The following is a 14266-nucleotide window of genomic DNA, read 5'->3' as shown; positions in this document are numbered from 1 at the left end:
GAAATCGCCCCCTATGAATTGTTAATTTAATTCCTGGTCTTAAGATGGAATTGAACATTTTTACTATTTGCATCTTTGAATTTGCATGAAGGCTCATGATAACTCCGATTTTTTCTCAGCAATATACCTGCATTCATACACATACCCGCTTTTCTGAAAATAATTCCTTGTAGCAAGATTATGTTCCATAATGGTATATACTTACAATAAGAAACTAGTAAACTAAAGGAGGGGACTATGAAGAAGATAAGTGCGACACTGCTATCGATGGTGCTTTTACATAATGAACAGACTGATGAAATTCTATTGTTAAATCGTCCTGTTAAAGCGGGATTCCCGGGGTATATCGGCCCCGGTGGCAAAATAGAGCTGACTGAAAGCTTTGCAGAAGGGGCAGCAAGGGAGCTTTATGAAGAAACGGGTCTATCTGTGAACCCAGCTGATCTCACTTATAAGGGAGTAGATGAGTTTATCATTCGTGATGAGGAGTACAGGTATATTGTCTTTAATTATTTGGCTACCAACTACTCCGGTGACCTTCACGTCAATCCTCCTGAAGGAGAGTTAGCCTGGGTCAAGAGGGATTTGGCTACTGAGCTCCCCATGCAAGATTGGTTTAAGCGCAGACTTCCAAAGTTTTTTGAAGAAGGCACCTTTGAAGTGTCGGTAGAGTACGAGAGAGGTAATGATATGCCAGTAAAAGAGACGACAAGAAAATTAGGGTAAGGGGGAGGAGAAATGATGGAGAGGCAGGATGTGGCAAGAAACGATATTAGACAAAAAGTTATTCAGTATAATAGTGAACAGCTGCCTGCTGACGTGAAAACTTCTCATGAAACTGCAGCATTTGTTATTAAAGTGGAAGATGAGCTCGTTGGGGGCGTTTCTGGGACGTTATTCTGGCAGCATCTTCACATCGATTTTCTTTGGGTAACAGAGAAGAAAAGGCGCTGTGGACATGGTCGTGCATTGTTAAAACAAATCGAGGCACTTGCAGAAGTAAAAAAATGCAGACTAATCCTTCTTGATTCGTTTAGTTTTCAGGCACCGGGTTTTTATTTAAGAGAAGGTTATGAGATATGCGGGAAAGTAGACGACCATCCACAGGGGCATACACAATACTTTTTACAGAAAAAGCTGATTTAGACGGAGGCCGGGAAGAATGAAACAGATACAGCTGAGAGAGTTTAAAAAAGAAGATTGGCGAGCGGTTCATGCTTATGCTTCTCTTGAGAGAGTGTGTAAGTATCAGCCGTGGGGACCTAATACAGTAGAAGATTCTAAAGCGTATGTGAATGGTATTATAAAGGATGCAAACATGATACCGCGCTCGAGGTTTGCTTATGCGATTCTAAAGGATGATGCTGTCATCGGAGCGTGTGAAGTAAATATTAGAGATCAGTTCAATCAGAATGGTGAAATTGCCTATATTCTTCACCCTGACTGGTGGGGACTCGGGATTGCTTCAGAAACAGCAAGGATGCTCCTTTCTTTTTCCTTCGGTGAACTTCATTTACATAGAGTAAGTGGAACGTGCGACATAGGAAATATCCCTTCAAGAAGAGTGATGGAAAAGGCGGGTATGAATGGAGAAGGACTTCTCCGTGAGAATCTGAAAATGCCTGATGGTTGGAGGGATTCACTTCTATTCAGCATACTGGATCGAGATTGGCAGCAGCAAAATTAACGTGCTCGAAGATTCTTGATCACAAGCAAAAGGCAATAGGAAAAAAGAAAGAAAGCTGCTCCCGTGGTTAGTGGTACTGTGTAGACTTTGGCTGCCGTGTGGATCTGTTGCCAGTTAGCCCCTAGTTTGAAACCGATATATAGGAAGAGGATCGACCATGGAATCATTGCAAGCATGGTGTAGATGGTAAATCGGATAAGTGACATTTTGGCAACGCCAGCAGGTATCGAGATGGCGTGGCGAACAACAGGTATAAAGCGAGCGGTAAAAATAATGCTAACCCCATTACGCTCAAACCACCTTTCAGAAACGTGAAGCTGTTTCTCTGAAATGAGTATGTATTTACCATAGCGCTCCAGAAAGGATCGTCCCCCGTAGCGGCCAAGCCAGTACAGAAAGAGTTGTGCAATTGTACCGCCAATCGTACCAGCTACAACAGCACCAAAGAACTGAATGGTACCGGTTGAAACCATATAACCGCCATACGCCAGAACAAGCTCGCTTGGAATAATTTCTACCATAAGAGCTAGTGCAATACCGGGATATCCAAGGTGAAGAAGCCAGTTCAACCATTGAAGGATAAAGGTTTCCAATCGATTGCCTCCTTTTTGGACAAAGACGTTCTCTGTCCCATGTCTATTACCCAGTGATATGATTTATTACTAATTATATATAGACTACTAACCTCATAAAATCGGAATGCTAAACGAAAATTTTAGTACCCGGATTTTAAGCTATCCGGGTACTGCTCGTTCTCCTAAGAGAATGACATTAGATGAGAGAGGGGAAGGTTAAGGATGTTGACATCCATGAAGAAATTTCTTGCAACGCTGGATCAGCCCCTGCAAGCAAAATCAATGAAGGAAAAAGTAATGACGGTTCTTTCTATAATTGGATTCATTTTATTTTTATATCTTGTAGCTTTTTCACCCTTTTTGTTCAGACTGTTTATGACCTGTCTGAGCGTCGGTGTATCGCTTTATGTGATCAAAAAAATTCATGATTTCGATTCGAATCGAAAAGGTGAGAAAGTGGAATCTGTTACTAAAGAAGCGGATCGAGACCAGCTAGCATTTTCACTTGAGCAAGCTTCAGAGTCTGAAAAGGCGTCTGAGGAAGCGGAGAAGGAACGAGAGCTCGAACGTATTAATAGTGATAAAACCATGCTCTTTGAAGAACTCCTTTCAAAAGCTGATCTTGATGAAATTGAGAAAGAAGCCTACCGAAATCGCATCCAGCAAAAGGAAACGGAAAGTAATCGAATTAAACAGGACATTCTTCTGTTCAAGGATAAGATTCAGAAAGCTGTTATTGATAAGAAAAGTTTATTTATCAAAGACACACCTGATATGAAGCTTGTTGCTGAGTTGATTGGAATTGATTCTGTAGAAGAAAGCTCATTCGTCGAATTAAACGAGCAGCTTCGTATGATCCATGATGATATCCCTGAATCGAAGCGAGAAACACTAATTGAATACCAGATTGTGAATGAAGAGTTTGAGTTAACGCGCCTTGGCTATAAAGAACTTATGAAAGAGGTCAGAAAGCTAGAGAAGAAGTCCAGACAGACAGTTGAACAGTAGAGAAATGAATACAAGAAGCGTGTGTGACATTTAGATGTTATGCACGCTTTTGTAATGAGAAGGCTTCGCATATTTTGAGTATGTTAAACTAGTGAAAAAAACAACAAGATTGGAATGAAGAAGAGATAATGAGAATAAGACAAATTGGTCCAGATGATGCTGAAGCTTTTGTCCACCTAATGAGAGAAGTTGAAAATAATGCAGAATATATGCTATTTGAACCGGAAGAAAGAGACACTACCATAGAAGCTCAGCGCGAAAGGATCGAAAAGATGGAGAAGGATCGGCATTCGAGGATTTTCGTTGCTGAAAAATCCGATACATTAATCGGCTATTTGATCGTGATTGGTGGCCAGGCGAAGCGAAATCGCCATAGTGCCTATTTAGTCGTAGGCATTTTGAAAGAATACAGGGGAAATGGCGTTGGATCAAAGTTATTTATAGAGCTAGAAAAGTGGGCAAAGGATCAGGATATCCAACGATTAGAGCTCACCGCAGTGACACGTAATGAAGCTGGTTTGGCACTATATAGAAAAGCTGGATTTGAGGTTGAGGGTGTGAAGCGACGCTCGCTGCTTATTAATGATGAGTTTGTGGACGAGTATTACATGTCCAGACTATTATTAGATAATGAGTGAAAGCAGAAATAAAAGCTAATGATTGATATCTTATCATCACGTAGTGGTTTGACCTGATGATAAGGTTACTTAATTGATTTATGGTTATCCTAGTGAATGAAATTGCGTTGTTAGAACGTTTGATGTCAGGTTAAGAGTCTCCTGAGTGCTTTCTTTATATTTGCACGACCATTCGAACATACTACGAATGGAAGGAGGCGAGATGATGTTTGACCACTCAAAACACATTCCGCTTGAAGGGATCCCGGGAGAACTCAGACACAATGACGTACCGGAAGCAGAGGAAAGAGCTGAAATGAGCTTTCCTTTCGACTACCACATAATGATTCCTCTGGATGATGTTCATAGGGAAGCATAAGAAAAAGCGCATGATGCGCTTTTTTTGTTTAGAAATTTGTTGCCAGGTTCTGTTGCTCTGTTTTTAATTTCCTCTGCTTTCTCAGGCATTTGCGCCATTTCTTCTGCAATGACTGAATCAATTGATGGAATACCTAGAAATCTCATAAAACTATACGATGTAAATAGATGATTTTAGCCTTTTACGCTAAAATATAAGCATGCTTAAGTCATGAGGAGGCAAAAAGTGAAGCGATGTGATTGGGTAACGGATGAGGAAATCTATAAACAATATCATGACCAGGAGTGGGGAGTTCCTGTTTATGATGATCACCATTTGTTTGAAATGTTAATACTAGAAGGTGCACAGGCCGGGCTTAGCTGGATTACAATTTTGAAAAGGAGAGAAAATTACCGGAAAGCGTTTGACGGGTTCGATGTGAATCGAGTTGCTCAGTACGATGAAGATAAAATCCAGGAGTTATTAACCAATAAAGGCATCATTCGAAATAAATTAAAGGTTCGTGGCACTGTGAAAAATGCGAATGCGTTTCTCGCAATACAAAAAGAGTATGGGAGCTTTTCTTCTTACATATGGGGCTTTAGTAACGGAGATCCGATTATCAACAAATGGACCTCTATTAAGGAAGTTCCGGTAGAAACAGAGCTCAGCAAGAAGATAAGCAAAGATTTAAAGAAACGAGGCTTCACGTTTGTTGGGCCTGTTATTATCTATAGTTTTTTACAAGCGGTAGGTATCATTAATGATCACACAACAGATTGTTTCAGACATCCGGATTACAGTGAAAGACAATAAGAAATGGTTATAAAAAAGGTTATATGCGAAGTGAACGAGCATGTAAAAGACGCGTTTTCTATTGGACAGGAGCGTTGGATAGTGATTAAGAACTCTCCAGGGTTTGTAGCGCAATATTGCGGATGGTCAACGGGAAATGGTTGTATAGCACACATCATTGGTTTCTGGAATGATCGGAAAGCATATAACCAGTTTATGCATGCAAACCACGATGCCATCTATGAGAAAACAGGGCAAAGCGGTACGATCGAATCAATCCATGTAGAGGTGGTAGAGGTGGAGGTGGTTCATAGTGAAGAATTCGCAAAAGCATGGCTTCTTTCAAAGCATAGCGTCTTTCTTGAAAAGTGGACGATCAAAACAGAGAGAAGCGGGGATCGAGAATAAGAATAAGAATAAGTGGCTTTACATTGGAGACAGTATTACAGATTCTGGACGAAAACGAGATCCTGAAGGCCTTGGCTTTGGATATGTGAGAATGGTAAGAGATGAAGTTATGAAAGGACGAGAAATTCAGTTCGTAAATAAAGGGGTTAGTGGTAACCGGATTAGTGATCTTGAAGATAGATGGCAGGAGGATGTTATGGCGATTGATCCTGATGTCTTATCTATATCGATAGGAATTAATGACGTGTGGCGCCAGTTGAGTCATCCTGAAATGACGCAGGTTTACCCGGAGGATTTCCACTCTATTTATGAGCGGCTATTGGATGCGACGAAAAGCATAAACGCAAAAGTCGTATTAATGGAGCCCACAATTATTGAGGAGGATCTCAATTCGAAAGGTAATCAGATGCTCATTCCTTACGTTGAAATTGTCCGTAGCCTGGCAAAAAAATACGATGCTGTACTTGTACCGACACACGCCGTCTTTTTAAATGCTGTAGGGGATGGTGGGGCAACACTTACAACAGATGGCGTGCACATGACAGAGGCAGGAAATAGGTTAATGGCAGATACATGGCTTAATGCATGCAAAGGTAAATTATTGCGCTAATAATTAACAAGATGTTATAAGACGAATCACTTCTTTCTTTTTACTATAAAGAGAGAGGTGATTTTTATGTATTGGAAGGTGTTACGAAATAAGACGATTCTATATTACCTGCTTGGGGGTGGGATTTCAAAGCTTGGAGATGTGCTGTCTGGGATGGCGTTTCTCTTTCTTGCATATGATCTTACAGGATCCACTATGTTGACGACAGGAATGGCGATCGCTGAAACGGTACCATATCTCCTGTTCGGATTAATCGGAGGTGTTATAGCTGATTGGAGTCCAAAAAAGAAACTGTTGATTTGGCTTGATTTCATCAGGATTCCACTGGTTGGATCAATCGTTGTCTTTTATTATGTTGATTCGCTAGGGTATGTGCATTTGCTTATTGTGAGTTTTTTGATTCAAACAATTGGCTGCTTTTTTAATCCTGCTCACCGTGCTGTGCTACCACTGATCACAAAGGAACAAGAACGAAATGTAGTAAACAAAACAGCTTGAACGATACCTTACATAGAGGAGTCACTGTCCTCAGTCCCCTGATTTCTGTCTGGCTTTTGACAACGTATGGAGCGGTTCATTTTTTTACGATAGATGCGGTGACCTATGCAAGCAGCGCGCTTTGCTTGCTCGGTGTTAAGATAGCGGAGAAAAAGAAATCAGTTGAGCGTTCGATCGAACACGTTTTCCATTCCATCTCCTCATTTATAACATGGTCGTTTCATCATGCTTCCATAAGAACCCTTTTTCTTTTTACATTTCTTATTGTATTTCTCAATACCTGGGTGTGGGAAGTGGGGCTCCTACTTGCTCTTTCAGAGGTGACTTTTAAAAGCGAAGAAATGTATAGCCTGATTCAAGGGGTTTTTGGAGCGGTTGTTATTGGAGCGAATCTTATTATTCCGCTAATAATCAAACGGTTAACCCTGGCTATTTATATGGTTGGATCGTGCATCTGGGGGGCGGGGTTACTTTATTATGGCATATGGTATGAACTCGAACACTTTTTTATAGGAGCTGTGCTTGTAGGGATAGGAATTCCGATCGCAGGCCTTGCGAGAGTATATCTTCTGCAGACGATTGTTCCAGAAGATCGGCTTGGGAGGGGATTTAGCACGAATGCGGTTCTCCTGTATTTAGCAAATACTCTCTCACTTGCCCTATATGGAGCACTAGCTTCATTTATTGAGGTCCAGGTTTTGATGATCGTGAGCGGTTTCGCTATGGTTTTGGCAAGCAGTTGTTATCTAATTGTGACTAGCTCGAAATTGAGAGGGCGTTTTACCGTACAATCGTTTAAATAAAATATTGTAGGATGAGAGATTTTTAAATCCAGCCGAAAGAGCAATAGAAAGAATGGTTTCATTCGAGTTTAGAAGCATTTCCTGACTTCTCATGATCCGATAGAGTTGTAGAAAGGAGTAGGGTGAAACGCTGAAGGTTTCTTTAAAAGAGTGAGCGAACTGGAATTTTGATAATCCGGTTAGGTCAGCAAGCTGATCCAATGTCCAATCGTCATAATAGCTTTCCTTAATGGCATTGACTGTAAAGCTTAAGGGAGCGGTGGTAAAAGGAATGGACAGTTGTGTTTGATGTGAGCCAGGTCCGTGCTTCATCAGGAGAAGAATGAGCTGTGTTACACTGTGTTCCAAAAAGTATGAAGCTTCTTTTGAATGGAATTCATTAAAGCGAATAAAGTCTCTTACAAAAGAGACCCACTGTTGTAGCTGTTGATGATAGTGACTTACAGCTGCAAATTCAGGCAATGTTCTTGTTACGCCCAGTTCAATAGAGGCATCGTTAAAAAGACTTTTATCAAGTTCAACTAGAAATTTTTCTTCCGTTACTTCTAGCTGACGATGTTTTCAATGGAAATATCACCCGGTGGCGTTCCGTAACATCCTTTACCTGTATGGGAAAAGATAAATTTATAGCAATCGTCGCTTCTCAAGCTTCGTTCATGAAGCTTATCATTTCGTGAGAAGTAGTCCCTTTGAATATTGAGTAATCATTGATTTACCTCCTTATTAATTAGTGGAGGCCAAAATCGATTAGACCTGCCAGGATTCATTCTTCCTGACAAGTCACTCTTCATTTTACCGTCAGCAACTTTCCATTCACTTCTACTTAAATTACTATTCTAGTAAAAGGAAGGAAAGCCTGCTGACAATTAGAAATTACTCGAAACGGGGCTCAGGATAGCGTCCAAACCAGTCATAACGGTTTTTGGAAAACCAGATATAGGCAGGGGAACCGAGCTTGTCGAAGAATGGAAAATAAAGCAATAATGCAATCGGTGCCGTAAGAGGTAAAGCCATCAGAAGTCTTCTGACCGTATAAAAGCCAGCGTGAAGTTTTCCTGAAGTTGTTAACATATGAATTTCATCATACATACGCTTATGGCGAAATTGCATGTAAGGGTATTTATCAGGATGGCTTTCGATGTCTTGCACGGAAATCCATTCGATTTTATTAAACCAATCAAGCTTTCGGAGCGTTTTCTTTACATAAAAACAAAAGGGACATTCAGCATCATAAAATACGAGATGTTTCATAAAAGGATCCTCCATTCATTGAAATTCATTCTACTGTTCATTTCACCTTTTTAGGCTTGCTTAAACTAGAGGTTAATAGTTGACAGAAAATTGCAATCTATTTATAGTCAAATTATATTGAAAAAGAAAACGGTTACAGGAGTGGTGATGAGTGAAAAGGCTTGAGAACAAAACGGCTTACATAACGGGTGGTAGTAGAGGGATTGGTGCAAGTATTGGGAAGCGTTTTGCGAGTGAGGGAGCTAGCATTTATTTAGCTGACGTGAACGAAGAGGCGCTTAATCAAACGAAACAGCACCTGGAGGAAAAAGGTTTCCGCGTTATGACAGGTGTAGTCGATGTCACAAACCGTGAACAGGTAGAGAGTAGTATGAATGAAGCGGCTGATTCGTTTGGGTCTATTGATATTCTTGTTAATAATGCAGGGGTCATTCGAGATAATCTGCTCTATAAGATGACGGACGAAGATTGGATGACGGTGATGCAGGTTCATTTAACGGGTAGCTTTTATGCTTCTCGAGCAGCGCAGGCGTACATGGTGAAACAGGGATATGGCCGGATAATCAGTCTTTCTTCCACATCTGCACTGGGTAATAGGGGGCAGATGAATTATGCAGCAGCTAAAGCAGGGATACAGGGATTAACCAAAACGCTCTCGCTTGAGTTGGGGAAATATGGTATCACAGCGAATGCAATCGCACCGGGGTTTATTGAATCAGATATGACAAAGGCAACCGCTGAGCGACTTGAGGTTCCTTTCGACCAGTTTATCGAATACAACAAAAAACAAATACCAGTGGCACGAACAGGAAAGCCTGAAGACATTGCGAACGCAGCGCTTTTCTTTGCAGAAGAGCAGTCTTCATTTGTTAGCGGGCAGGTTCTCTATGTATCCGGTGGTCCTAGAACGTAATAATAGTAGCCCGCGGGCTGCTATTATTTTTCTCTCGGGAAGTTTCGCTGACTGGAAAGAGGGGTACCCTTTCATTATGCAATTGGATGTGAAGGAGGAGTCATGATGTTTGAGAAAAATGCTGGTGAAATACTACTTAATACATTATCTGAGTGGGGCGTTGATCATATTTATGGACTGCCTGGGGACTCAATTAATCACTTTATCGATAACTTGAGGAACGCCCAGGATCGCATGAAATTTATTCAGATTCGTCATGAGGAGGTTGGAGCGCTTGCTGCAGCTTCTTACGCAAAAATAACTGGAAAGATTGGTGTCTGCTTATCCATTGCTGGGCCCGGGGCGATCCATTTATTAAACGGGCTTTACGATGCCAAAGCGGATGGAGCACCTGTTCTTGTGATTGCAGGTCAAATTGCGAGTGATCAACTTGGCACGGATCAATTCCAGGAAGTCAACCTTGAGCGCATGTTCGATGATGTGTCTGTATTTAACCGAAGAGTAGAAACGGCAGCTTCCCTGCCTGATCTTACCCACCAAGCGATTCGAACAGCTGTTGAAAAGAAAGGCGTAGCGATTCTTACTATTCCAGATGACCTTGCTGCAGAAAAAGTGAAACAGAGAGTTGAAAACACGTCGTTGATTCGATCAAAAGCAGTCGTTCACCCGCACCACTCAAACCTTGACGAAGCTGTAGCGCTTCTAAACGAAGCGAAACGCCCGGTTATTCTTGCCGGAAAGGGCTCCAAGCATTCACGTGAAGAATTGCTTGCATTTGCTGAGAAAACTGGAGCTCCTGTTATATTGAGCCTGCCAGGTAAAGGAGCGATCCCGGATGTTCATCCTTATAATTTAGGTCAGCTTGGCCAAATTGGTACAAAGCCCGCTTATGAAGCAATGGAGGAAACGGATCTACTCGTTATGGTTGGTACCTCATTCCCGTATCGTGATTATTTGCCTGATAAGGCGAAAGCAATCCAGATTGACATTGAGCCAACGCAAATAGGTAAGCGATACCCGGTTACTGTCGGCTTGATTGGTGACGCGAAATGGACACTCTCTTATTTAACGGAGCACACTCGCTATCAGGAAGATCGGGACTTTATTGAGAAATGTCAGGAAAATATGAAGAACTGGTGGGCCCATCTTGAAAAGATTGAGTCTGAGCACTCAACACCTATAAAGCCCCAGCAAATCATGCCGCAACTTCAAAAAGTAGTCGATGACAATGCTGTGCTTTCTGTGGATGTCGGAAACGTAACTGTTTGGACAGCAAGACATTTTCGAGTGACGAATCAGAAATTCATTATTTCATCCTGGATGGCGACAATGGGCTGCGGTCTGCCAGGCGCAATTGCTGGTAAAATTGCTCACCCTGACCGCCAGGCTGTAGCCATTTGTGGTGATGGTGGCTTTACTATGGTGATGCAAGACTTCTTAACAGCTGTGAAATATCAGCTTCCGATGATTGTCGTTATTCTTAATAATGAGCGCCTCGGTATGATCAAATACGAACAACAGGAAATTGGAAATATCGATTTCGAAACAGAACTAAAGGACTTTAACTTTGCTGCATTTGCTGAAACAGCTGGTGGAGAAGGGTATCGTGTTGAGAAATTCGAAGAACTCTTGCCAGCATTCGAACGTGCTGCTAAATCGACAAAGCCTGCCATCGTGGATATCGTTATTGAAGGGCAGCCTCCATTACCAGGCAAAATAACATATGAACAAGCTAAGAGCTATTCAAAGTACATGTTGAAGAAAGCATTTGAAGACCAGGAAATCGATATGCCACCATTGAAAAAAGCCCTTAAGAGAATTTTCTAGTGGAAATACGGTTTAAGCCCGCAAAATGCGGGCTTTTCCTATGTAGAACGAAAGGAGTGGAGAAATCAGGATGCATATTATTTTCTGTTATGGCACGTTACGAGAAGGAGAAAGCAACCACAGCGTAATCGAAGGAGCCATTCTGAAGGAACGAACTAGTTGGGGGAGCGGCGAGCTTTTCGATACAGGCGACGGGTATCCAGCTTACATACAATCAGATTATGGAAAAGTATATGGAGAAATCTATAAAGTGGGTGACAAGCTACTTGAGAGAATTGATATACTCGAAGGATTTCAGGAGGGACGCGAAGGGAATCTCTATGAACGGATTATTCAACCAATCGAAACTAAAAGGGGCAATTACGAAGCCATTACTTATGTGATGCAAGAGGCTAAACCAGCTTTCAAAAGGATACCTGGAGGGGACTGGGTGTCGTATCGATTGAATAAATGAGGGCAGTATTCCTGTAGAATACTGCCCATTTCTAGTTAGACGGTTGAAGATCTCGTTTCTCGAGTTTTGCTTCCCGGTTGTTTCGCAGGAACATATAGAATGATGCAGAGAAAATGACAATATAACCGAGTATGCTCCACGCATCAGGAATTTGACCAAATAGGACGATACTGATAAGGGCTGAGTAAACGACGGTGGAATAGAAAAAGATTGAAATTTCACGAGCAGGTGCAAATTTATACGCAATCGTAAGTCCAAACTGTCCGAGCGTTGCAAACAGACCCGCTAATAGAAGATAAATGAGTTGTCTCATCTCCATTGGCTCATAGAATATGATCACAAACGGTAAGAGCACGACAGTTGAGAAGAAAGAAAAATAGAACACAACGGTATAGAATTTCTCGCGTGAACCGAGTACTCTTAGAACGGTATAAGCACCAGCTGCAAAAATGGCGGAAAGAAGGCCAGAAATATACGGAACGGTTTCTACCGAAAACTGCGGTTTAATAATCAAAAGCGTTCCGACAAACGCAATGGCTATAGCTGTAAGTTGGAAGCTTCTTGCTCGTTCTTTCAAGAAGATGGCTGAGAAGATAATTAATAAGAACGGGCTAAGTTTATTTAGCATATCAGCATCGGAAAGCACGAGGTTGTCGATCGCATAGAAATAGAAAATTATTCCTAGTGTTCCCAGTGCTGAACGTAGAAGCAAGAACTTTTGGTTTTCCTTCTTACCAAAAAGTCTTTCCTTGTAATGCATCACAAACCCAAATGAAATGACCGCGGAAACGGCATTTCGAAACATTGTTTTTTGTATCGTAGGTACATCGCCAGAAAGCTTAACAAAGGCTGCCATCATCGCAAAGCCAAACGATGATATGAGCAGTAGGATAATGCCTTTATTTCGATCACTCATCAAATTCCTCCAATATTTTTTCACCCTTATCACTTTACTGTAAAGGTATGCCCAATTTCAACTAACGAGTGCTGTCACAGAATGGATTCATCTTCAAAACTAAATGTATGGCATAGTAGAAGGAAACAACGAAATGAGGGCACCGAATGATTAAACTACTTGATCATAAGAATAAGAGCATTGCAGATTCAATTTTAGGGATTCAGATCCCTGCTTACAGAAAAGAAGCAGATATCATTCACTATCATGATATCCCAGAGCTCCATGAAACAGTCTCGTCGATAGTATCAAGTAAGGAAACTTTTATCGGTTGTTACAGGGAGGACCACCTGGCCGGAGTCCTTTCATATGAACTCGATATAGATGTTATCCGCATATGCAGGCTCGTTGTTCATCCAGACTATTTTCGGAAAGGGATTGGACGAGAATTGCTGGAGGATTTAGTGCTTCAGAATAAAAGGAAACAGATCGAGGTCAGCACAGGAGCGGAAAATCATCCTGCAGTCGAAATGTATAAACGATTTGATTTCCAGGCTGTGAGCCGCTCAGAACCTGTTAAAGGAGTGTTTCTAATTCATCTTAAGAGAGGTCCGGCGGTTAGGAACTGACCTGGAAAGGGTATGGTATGTATTAGAATTAACGAAAAGGAGAAACCAGATGTTTGTTTGGCGCAATATATACAGAGGATTATTAATGGGTGTTAGTGATTTAATCCCAGGTGTTAGTGGCGGGACGATTGCAATGGTTCTCGGCATTTATCGCAGATTAATAAGCGGAATTAACGGTTTAATGAGTAAAAAGTGGAAGAAGGAGATAGGCTTTTTTCTACCGCTATTAATTGGGGTTGGACTGGCCCTGCTACTTGTCAGTCAGTTAATGGAAAAGCTTCTTCAGAATTACCCTCAGCCAACGTTTTTTTTCTTTATCGGTTTAATTATTGGAGTAGTGCCATTTCTACTTAGAAAGGTTGAGTATAAAGAGACATTTCAGCCTGTTCATTACATTTTGCTGATCGTAGCGGCGATTCTTATTGCCTCTACTTTATTTCTAAAAGGTGATGGATCTGGAGAAATAATGAAATCATTGGGCGCTATGGATTATGTGGTTCTGTTCTTTTCTGGATGGCTTGCGAGCACAGCGATGATCCTGCCAGGTGTAAGCGGTTCGTTTGTATTGCTACTACTTGGATCGTATCAAACAGTTATCCACGGTCTTTCATCTTTCCAGATCCCTTTGCTTTTAACGGTTGGAGCTGGAATTATCATCGGACTAAGCTTAACAGGTAAGCTTATATCGTTATTGCTTAACCGCTTTACGGTTTCGACATATGCAGTTATGATTGGCCTTGTTATAGGGTCTGTAGTTGTTCTATATCCTGGCTTTAAGACTGACATAGGTCTTGCAATTGCAAGCATTGTGACGCTTCTGCTCGGTCTCTCTGCAGCCTTTATTCTTGGTAAGATTGAACATAAAGAAGAGAGTGCTAAGTAGCCTCAGTTTAAGTCGAAAATAGAATAAATTATAAGAAAACCGCAGGAACATTTCC

General features: G+C 41.4%; 20 protein-coding genes. 16 read left to right on the top strand and 4 right to left on the bottom strand.

Going from position 1 to position 14266, the window contains the following annotated elements:
* The first annotated feature begins 237 nt into the window (after positions 1-237).
* From ABFG93_RS07485 to ABFG93_RS07475, 3 genes are read left to right on the top strand one after another with little or no spacing between them, the layout of a single operon-like run.
* On the top strand, positions 238-726 hold the full coding sequence (locus ABFG93_RS07485) for an 8-oxo-dGTP diphosphatase (RefSeq protein ID WP_347551964.1): 489 nt from the start codon (positions 238-240) through the stop codon (positions 724-726).
* A gap of 12 nt (positions 727-738) precedes the next feature.
* Positions 739-1146, top strand: a complete 408-nt coding sequence (locus tag ABFG93_RS07480) for a GNAT family N-acetyltransferase (RefSeq protein WP_347551962.1) — start codon at positions 739-741, stop codon at positions 1144-1146.
* 16 nt (positions 1147-1162) lie between these two features.
* A complete protein-coding gene (locus tag ABFG93_RS07475; RefSeq protein ID WP_347551960.1) occupies positions 1163-1687 on the top strand; it encodes a GNAT family N-acetyltransferase in 525 nt (174 codons plus the stop codon).
* On the opposite strand, the gene ABFG93_RS07470 is transcribed toward ABFG93_RS07475, so the two are convergent.
* Positions 1684-2280, bottom strand: coding sequence for a DedA family protein (locus tag ABFG93_RS07470; protein ID WP_347551958.1), 597 nt, complete (start codon positions 2278-2280; stop codon positions 1684-1686). The two genes, ABFG93_RS07475 and ABFG93_RS07470, sit on opposite strands and share 4 nt — an antisense overlap.
* 216 nt (positions 2281-2496) lie before the next feature.
* On the opposite strand from ABFG93_RS07470, the gene ABFG93_RS07465 reads away from it, so the two are divergent.
* The 8 genes from ABFG93_RS07465 to ABFG93_RS07430 all read left to right on the top strand — a co-directional run bounded on the left by ABFG93_RS07465 (position 2497) and on the right by ABFG93_RS07430 (position 7359).
* Positions 2497-3270, top strand: a complete 774-nt coding sequence (locus ABFG93_RS07465; RefSeq protein ID WP_347551956.1) for a hypothetical protein — start codon at positions 2497-2499, stop codon at positions 3268-3270.
* A 128-nt stretch (positions 3271-3398) separates the two neighbouring features.
* Positions 3399-3908: a GNAT family N-acetyltransferase gene (locus ABFG93_RS07460; protein WP_347551954.1), complete on the top strand. Its 510-nt coding sequence runs from the start codon at positions 3399-3401 to the stop codon at positions 3906-3908.
* Positions 3909-4110: 202 nt separating this feature from the next.
* Positions 4111-4266: a hypothetical protein gene (locus tag ABFG93_RS07455; RefSeq protein ID WP_347551952.1), complete on the top strand. Its 156-nt coding sequence runs from the start codon at positions 4111-4113 to the stop codon at positions 4264-4266.
* A 225-nt stretch (positions 4267-4491) separates the two neighbouring features.
* Entirely contained in the window at positions 4492-5061 is a 570-nt protein-coding gene (locus ABFG93_RS07450) for a DNA-3-methyladenine glycosylase I (RefSeq protein WP_347551951.1), read from the top strand.
* Between the two features lie 30 nt (positions 5062-5091).
* Entirely contained in the window at positions 5092-5448 is a 357-nt protein-coding gene (locus tag ABFG93_RS07445; protein ID WP_347551949.1) for a DUF4937 domain-containing protein, read from the top strand.
* The gene (locus ABFG93_RS07440) at positions 5354-6058 is read left to right on the top strand and encodes an SGNH/GDSL hydrolase family protein (protein ID WP_347551946.1); all 705 of its coding nucleotides are present in this window, start codon (positions 5354-5356) and stop codon (positions 6056-6058) included. The genes ABFG93_RS07445 and ABFG93_RS07440 overlap by 95 nt, the downstream gene beginning before the upstream one ends.
* Before the next feature lie 66 nt (positions 6059-6124).
* The gene (locus ABFG93_RS07435; protein WP_347551944.1) at positions 6125-6556 is read left to right on the top strand and encodes an MFS transporter; all 432 of its coding nucleotides are present in this window, start codon (positions 6125-6127) and stop codon (positions 6554-6556) included.
* A 56-nt stretch (positions 6557-6612) separates the two neighbouring features.
* Complete coding sequence (locus ABFG93_RS07430; protein WP_347551943.1) at positions 6613-7359, top strand: MFS transporter; 747 nt, start codon at positions 6613-6615, stop codon at positions 7357-7359.
* Here ABFG93_RS07430 and ABFG93_RS07425 read toward each other — a convergent pair.
* On the bottom strand, positions 7303-7821 hold the full coding sequence (locus tag ABFG93_RS07425) for an AraC family transcriptional regulator (RefSeq protein WP_347551942.1): 519 nt from the start codon (positions 7819-7821) through the stop codon (positions 7303-7305). The genes ABFG93_RS07430 and ABFG93_RS07425 overlap by 57 nt on opposite strands.
* A 411-nt stretch (positions 7822-8232) precedes the next feature.
* Complete coding sequence (locus tag ABFG93_RS07420; RefSeq protein WP_347551940.1) at positions 8233-8610, bottom strand: thiol-disulfide oxidoreductase DCC family protein; 378 nt, start codon at positions 8608-8610, stop codon at positions 8233-8235.
* 151 nt (positions 8611-8761) lie between these two features.
* Between ABFG93_RS07420 and ABFG93_RS07415 the strand changes: the two genes are divergently transcribed.
* From ABFG93_RS07415 to ABFG93_RS07405, 3 genes are all read left to right on the top strand, one after another.
* Entirely contained in the window at positions 8762-9523 is a 762-nt protein-coding gene (locus ABFG93_RS07415) for an SDR family NAD(P)-dependent oxidoreductase (protein WP_347551938.1), read from the top strand.
* Positions 9524-9628: 105 nt separating this feature from the next.
* The gene (locus ABFG93_RS07410; protein WP_347552782.1) at positions 9629-11350 is read left to right on the top strand and encodes a pyruvate oxidase; all 1722 of its coding nucleotides are present in this window, start codon (positions 9629-9631) and stop codon (positions 11348-11350) included.
* Between the two features lie 70 nt (positions 11351-11420).
* Positions 11421-11804, top strand: coding sequence for a gamma-glutamylcyclotransferase family protein (locus tag ABFG93_RS07405; RefSeq protein ID WP_347551936.1), 384 nt, complete (start codon positions 11421-11423; stop codon positions 11802-11804).
* A gap of 31 nt (positions 11805-11835) precedes the next feature.
* On the opposite strand, the gene ABFG93_RS07400 is transcribed toward ABFG93_RS07405, so the two are convergent.
* Positions 11836-12720 carry a DMT family transporter gene (locus tag ABFG93_RS07400; protein ID WP_347551934.1) on the bottom strand — a complete coding sequence of 295 codons (885 nt, stop codon included), beginning with the start codon at positions 12718-12720 and terminating at the stop codon, positions 11836-11838.
* Positions 12721-12866: 146 nt separating this feature from the next.
* Here ABFG93_RS07400 and ABFG93_RS07395 point away from each other — a divergent pair, with 146 nt between their 5' ends.
* Both ABFG93_RS07395 and ABFG93_RS07390 read left to right on the top strand, forming a co-directional pair.
* Entirely contained in the window at positions 12867-13328 is a 462-nt protein-coding gene (locus ABFG93_RS07395) for a GNAT family N-acetyltransferase (RefSeq protein WP_347551932.1), read from the top strand.
* A gap of 49 nt (positions 13329-13377) precedes the next feature.
* A complete protein-coding gene (locus ABFG93_RS07390) occupies positions 13378-14211 on the top strand; it encodes a DUF368 domain-containing protein (RefSeq protein WP_347551930.1) in 834 nt (277 codons plus the stop codon).
* Positions 14212-14266: the final 55 nt, after the last annotated feature.

Source organism: Pseudalkalibacillus hwajinpoensis, from assembly GCF_039851965.1.
GTDB lineage: Bacteria > Bacillota > Bacilli > Bacillales > Guptibacillaceae > Guptibacillus > Guptibacillus hwajinpoensis_E.
Note: the sequence above shows the minus strand (reverse complement) of the source record. Positions and strands in the feature narration are given on the sequence as shown.

Coding starts and splice junctions, on each gene's coding strand:
- ABFG93_RS07420 (WP_347551940.1), bottom strand. CDS start 8,610: ATGAAACATCTCGTATTTTATGATGCTGAATGTCCCTTTTGTTTTTAT.
- ABFG93_RS07400 (WP_347551934.1), bottom strand. CDS start 12,720: ATGAGTGATCGAAATAAAGGCATTATCCTACTGCTCATATCATCGTTT.
- ABFG93_RS07485 (WP_347551964.1), top strand. CDS start 238: ATGAAGAAGATAAGTGCGACACTGCTATCGATGGTGCTTTTACATAAT.
- ABFG93_RS07455 (WP_347551952.1), top strand. CDS start 4,111: ATGATGTTTGACCACTCAAAACACATTCCGCTTGAAGGGATCCCGGGA.
- ABFG93_RS07390 (WP_347551930.1), top strand. CDS start 13,378: ATGTTTGTTTGGCGCAATATATACAGAGGATTATTAATGGGTGTTAGT.
- ABFG93_RS07480 (WP_347551962.1), top strand. CDS start 739: ATGATGGAGAGGCAGGATGTGGCAAGAAACGATATTAGACAAAAAGTT.
- ABFG93_RS07410 (WP_347552782.1), top strand. CDS start 9,629: ATGTTTGAGAAAAATGCTGGTGAAATACTACTTAATACATTATCTGAG.
- ABFG93_RS07460 (WP_347551954.1), top strand. CDS start 3,399: ATGAGAATAAGACAAATTGGTCCAGATGATGCTGAAGCTTTTGTCCAC.
- ABFG93_RS07405 (WP_347551936.1), top strand. CDS start 11,421: ATGCATATTATTTTCTGTTATGGCACGTTACGAGAAGGAGAAAGCAAC.
- ABFG93_RS07475 (WP_347551960.1), top strand. CDS start 1,163: ATGAAACAGATACAGCTGAGAGAGTTTAAAAAAGAAGATTGGCGAGCG.
- ABFG93_RS07395 (WP_347551932.1), top strand. CDS start 12,867: ATGATTAAACTACTTGATCATAAGAATAAGAGCATTGCAGATTCAATT.
- ABFG93_RS07435 (WP_347551944.1), top strand. CDS start 6,125: ATGTATTGGAAGGTGTTACGAAATAAGACGATTCTATATTACCTGCTT.
- ABFG93_RS07465 (WP_347551956.1), top strand. CDS start 2,497: ATGAAGAAATTTCTTGCAACGCTGGATCAGCCCCTGCAAGCAAAATCA.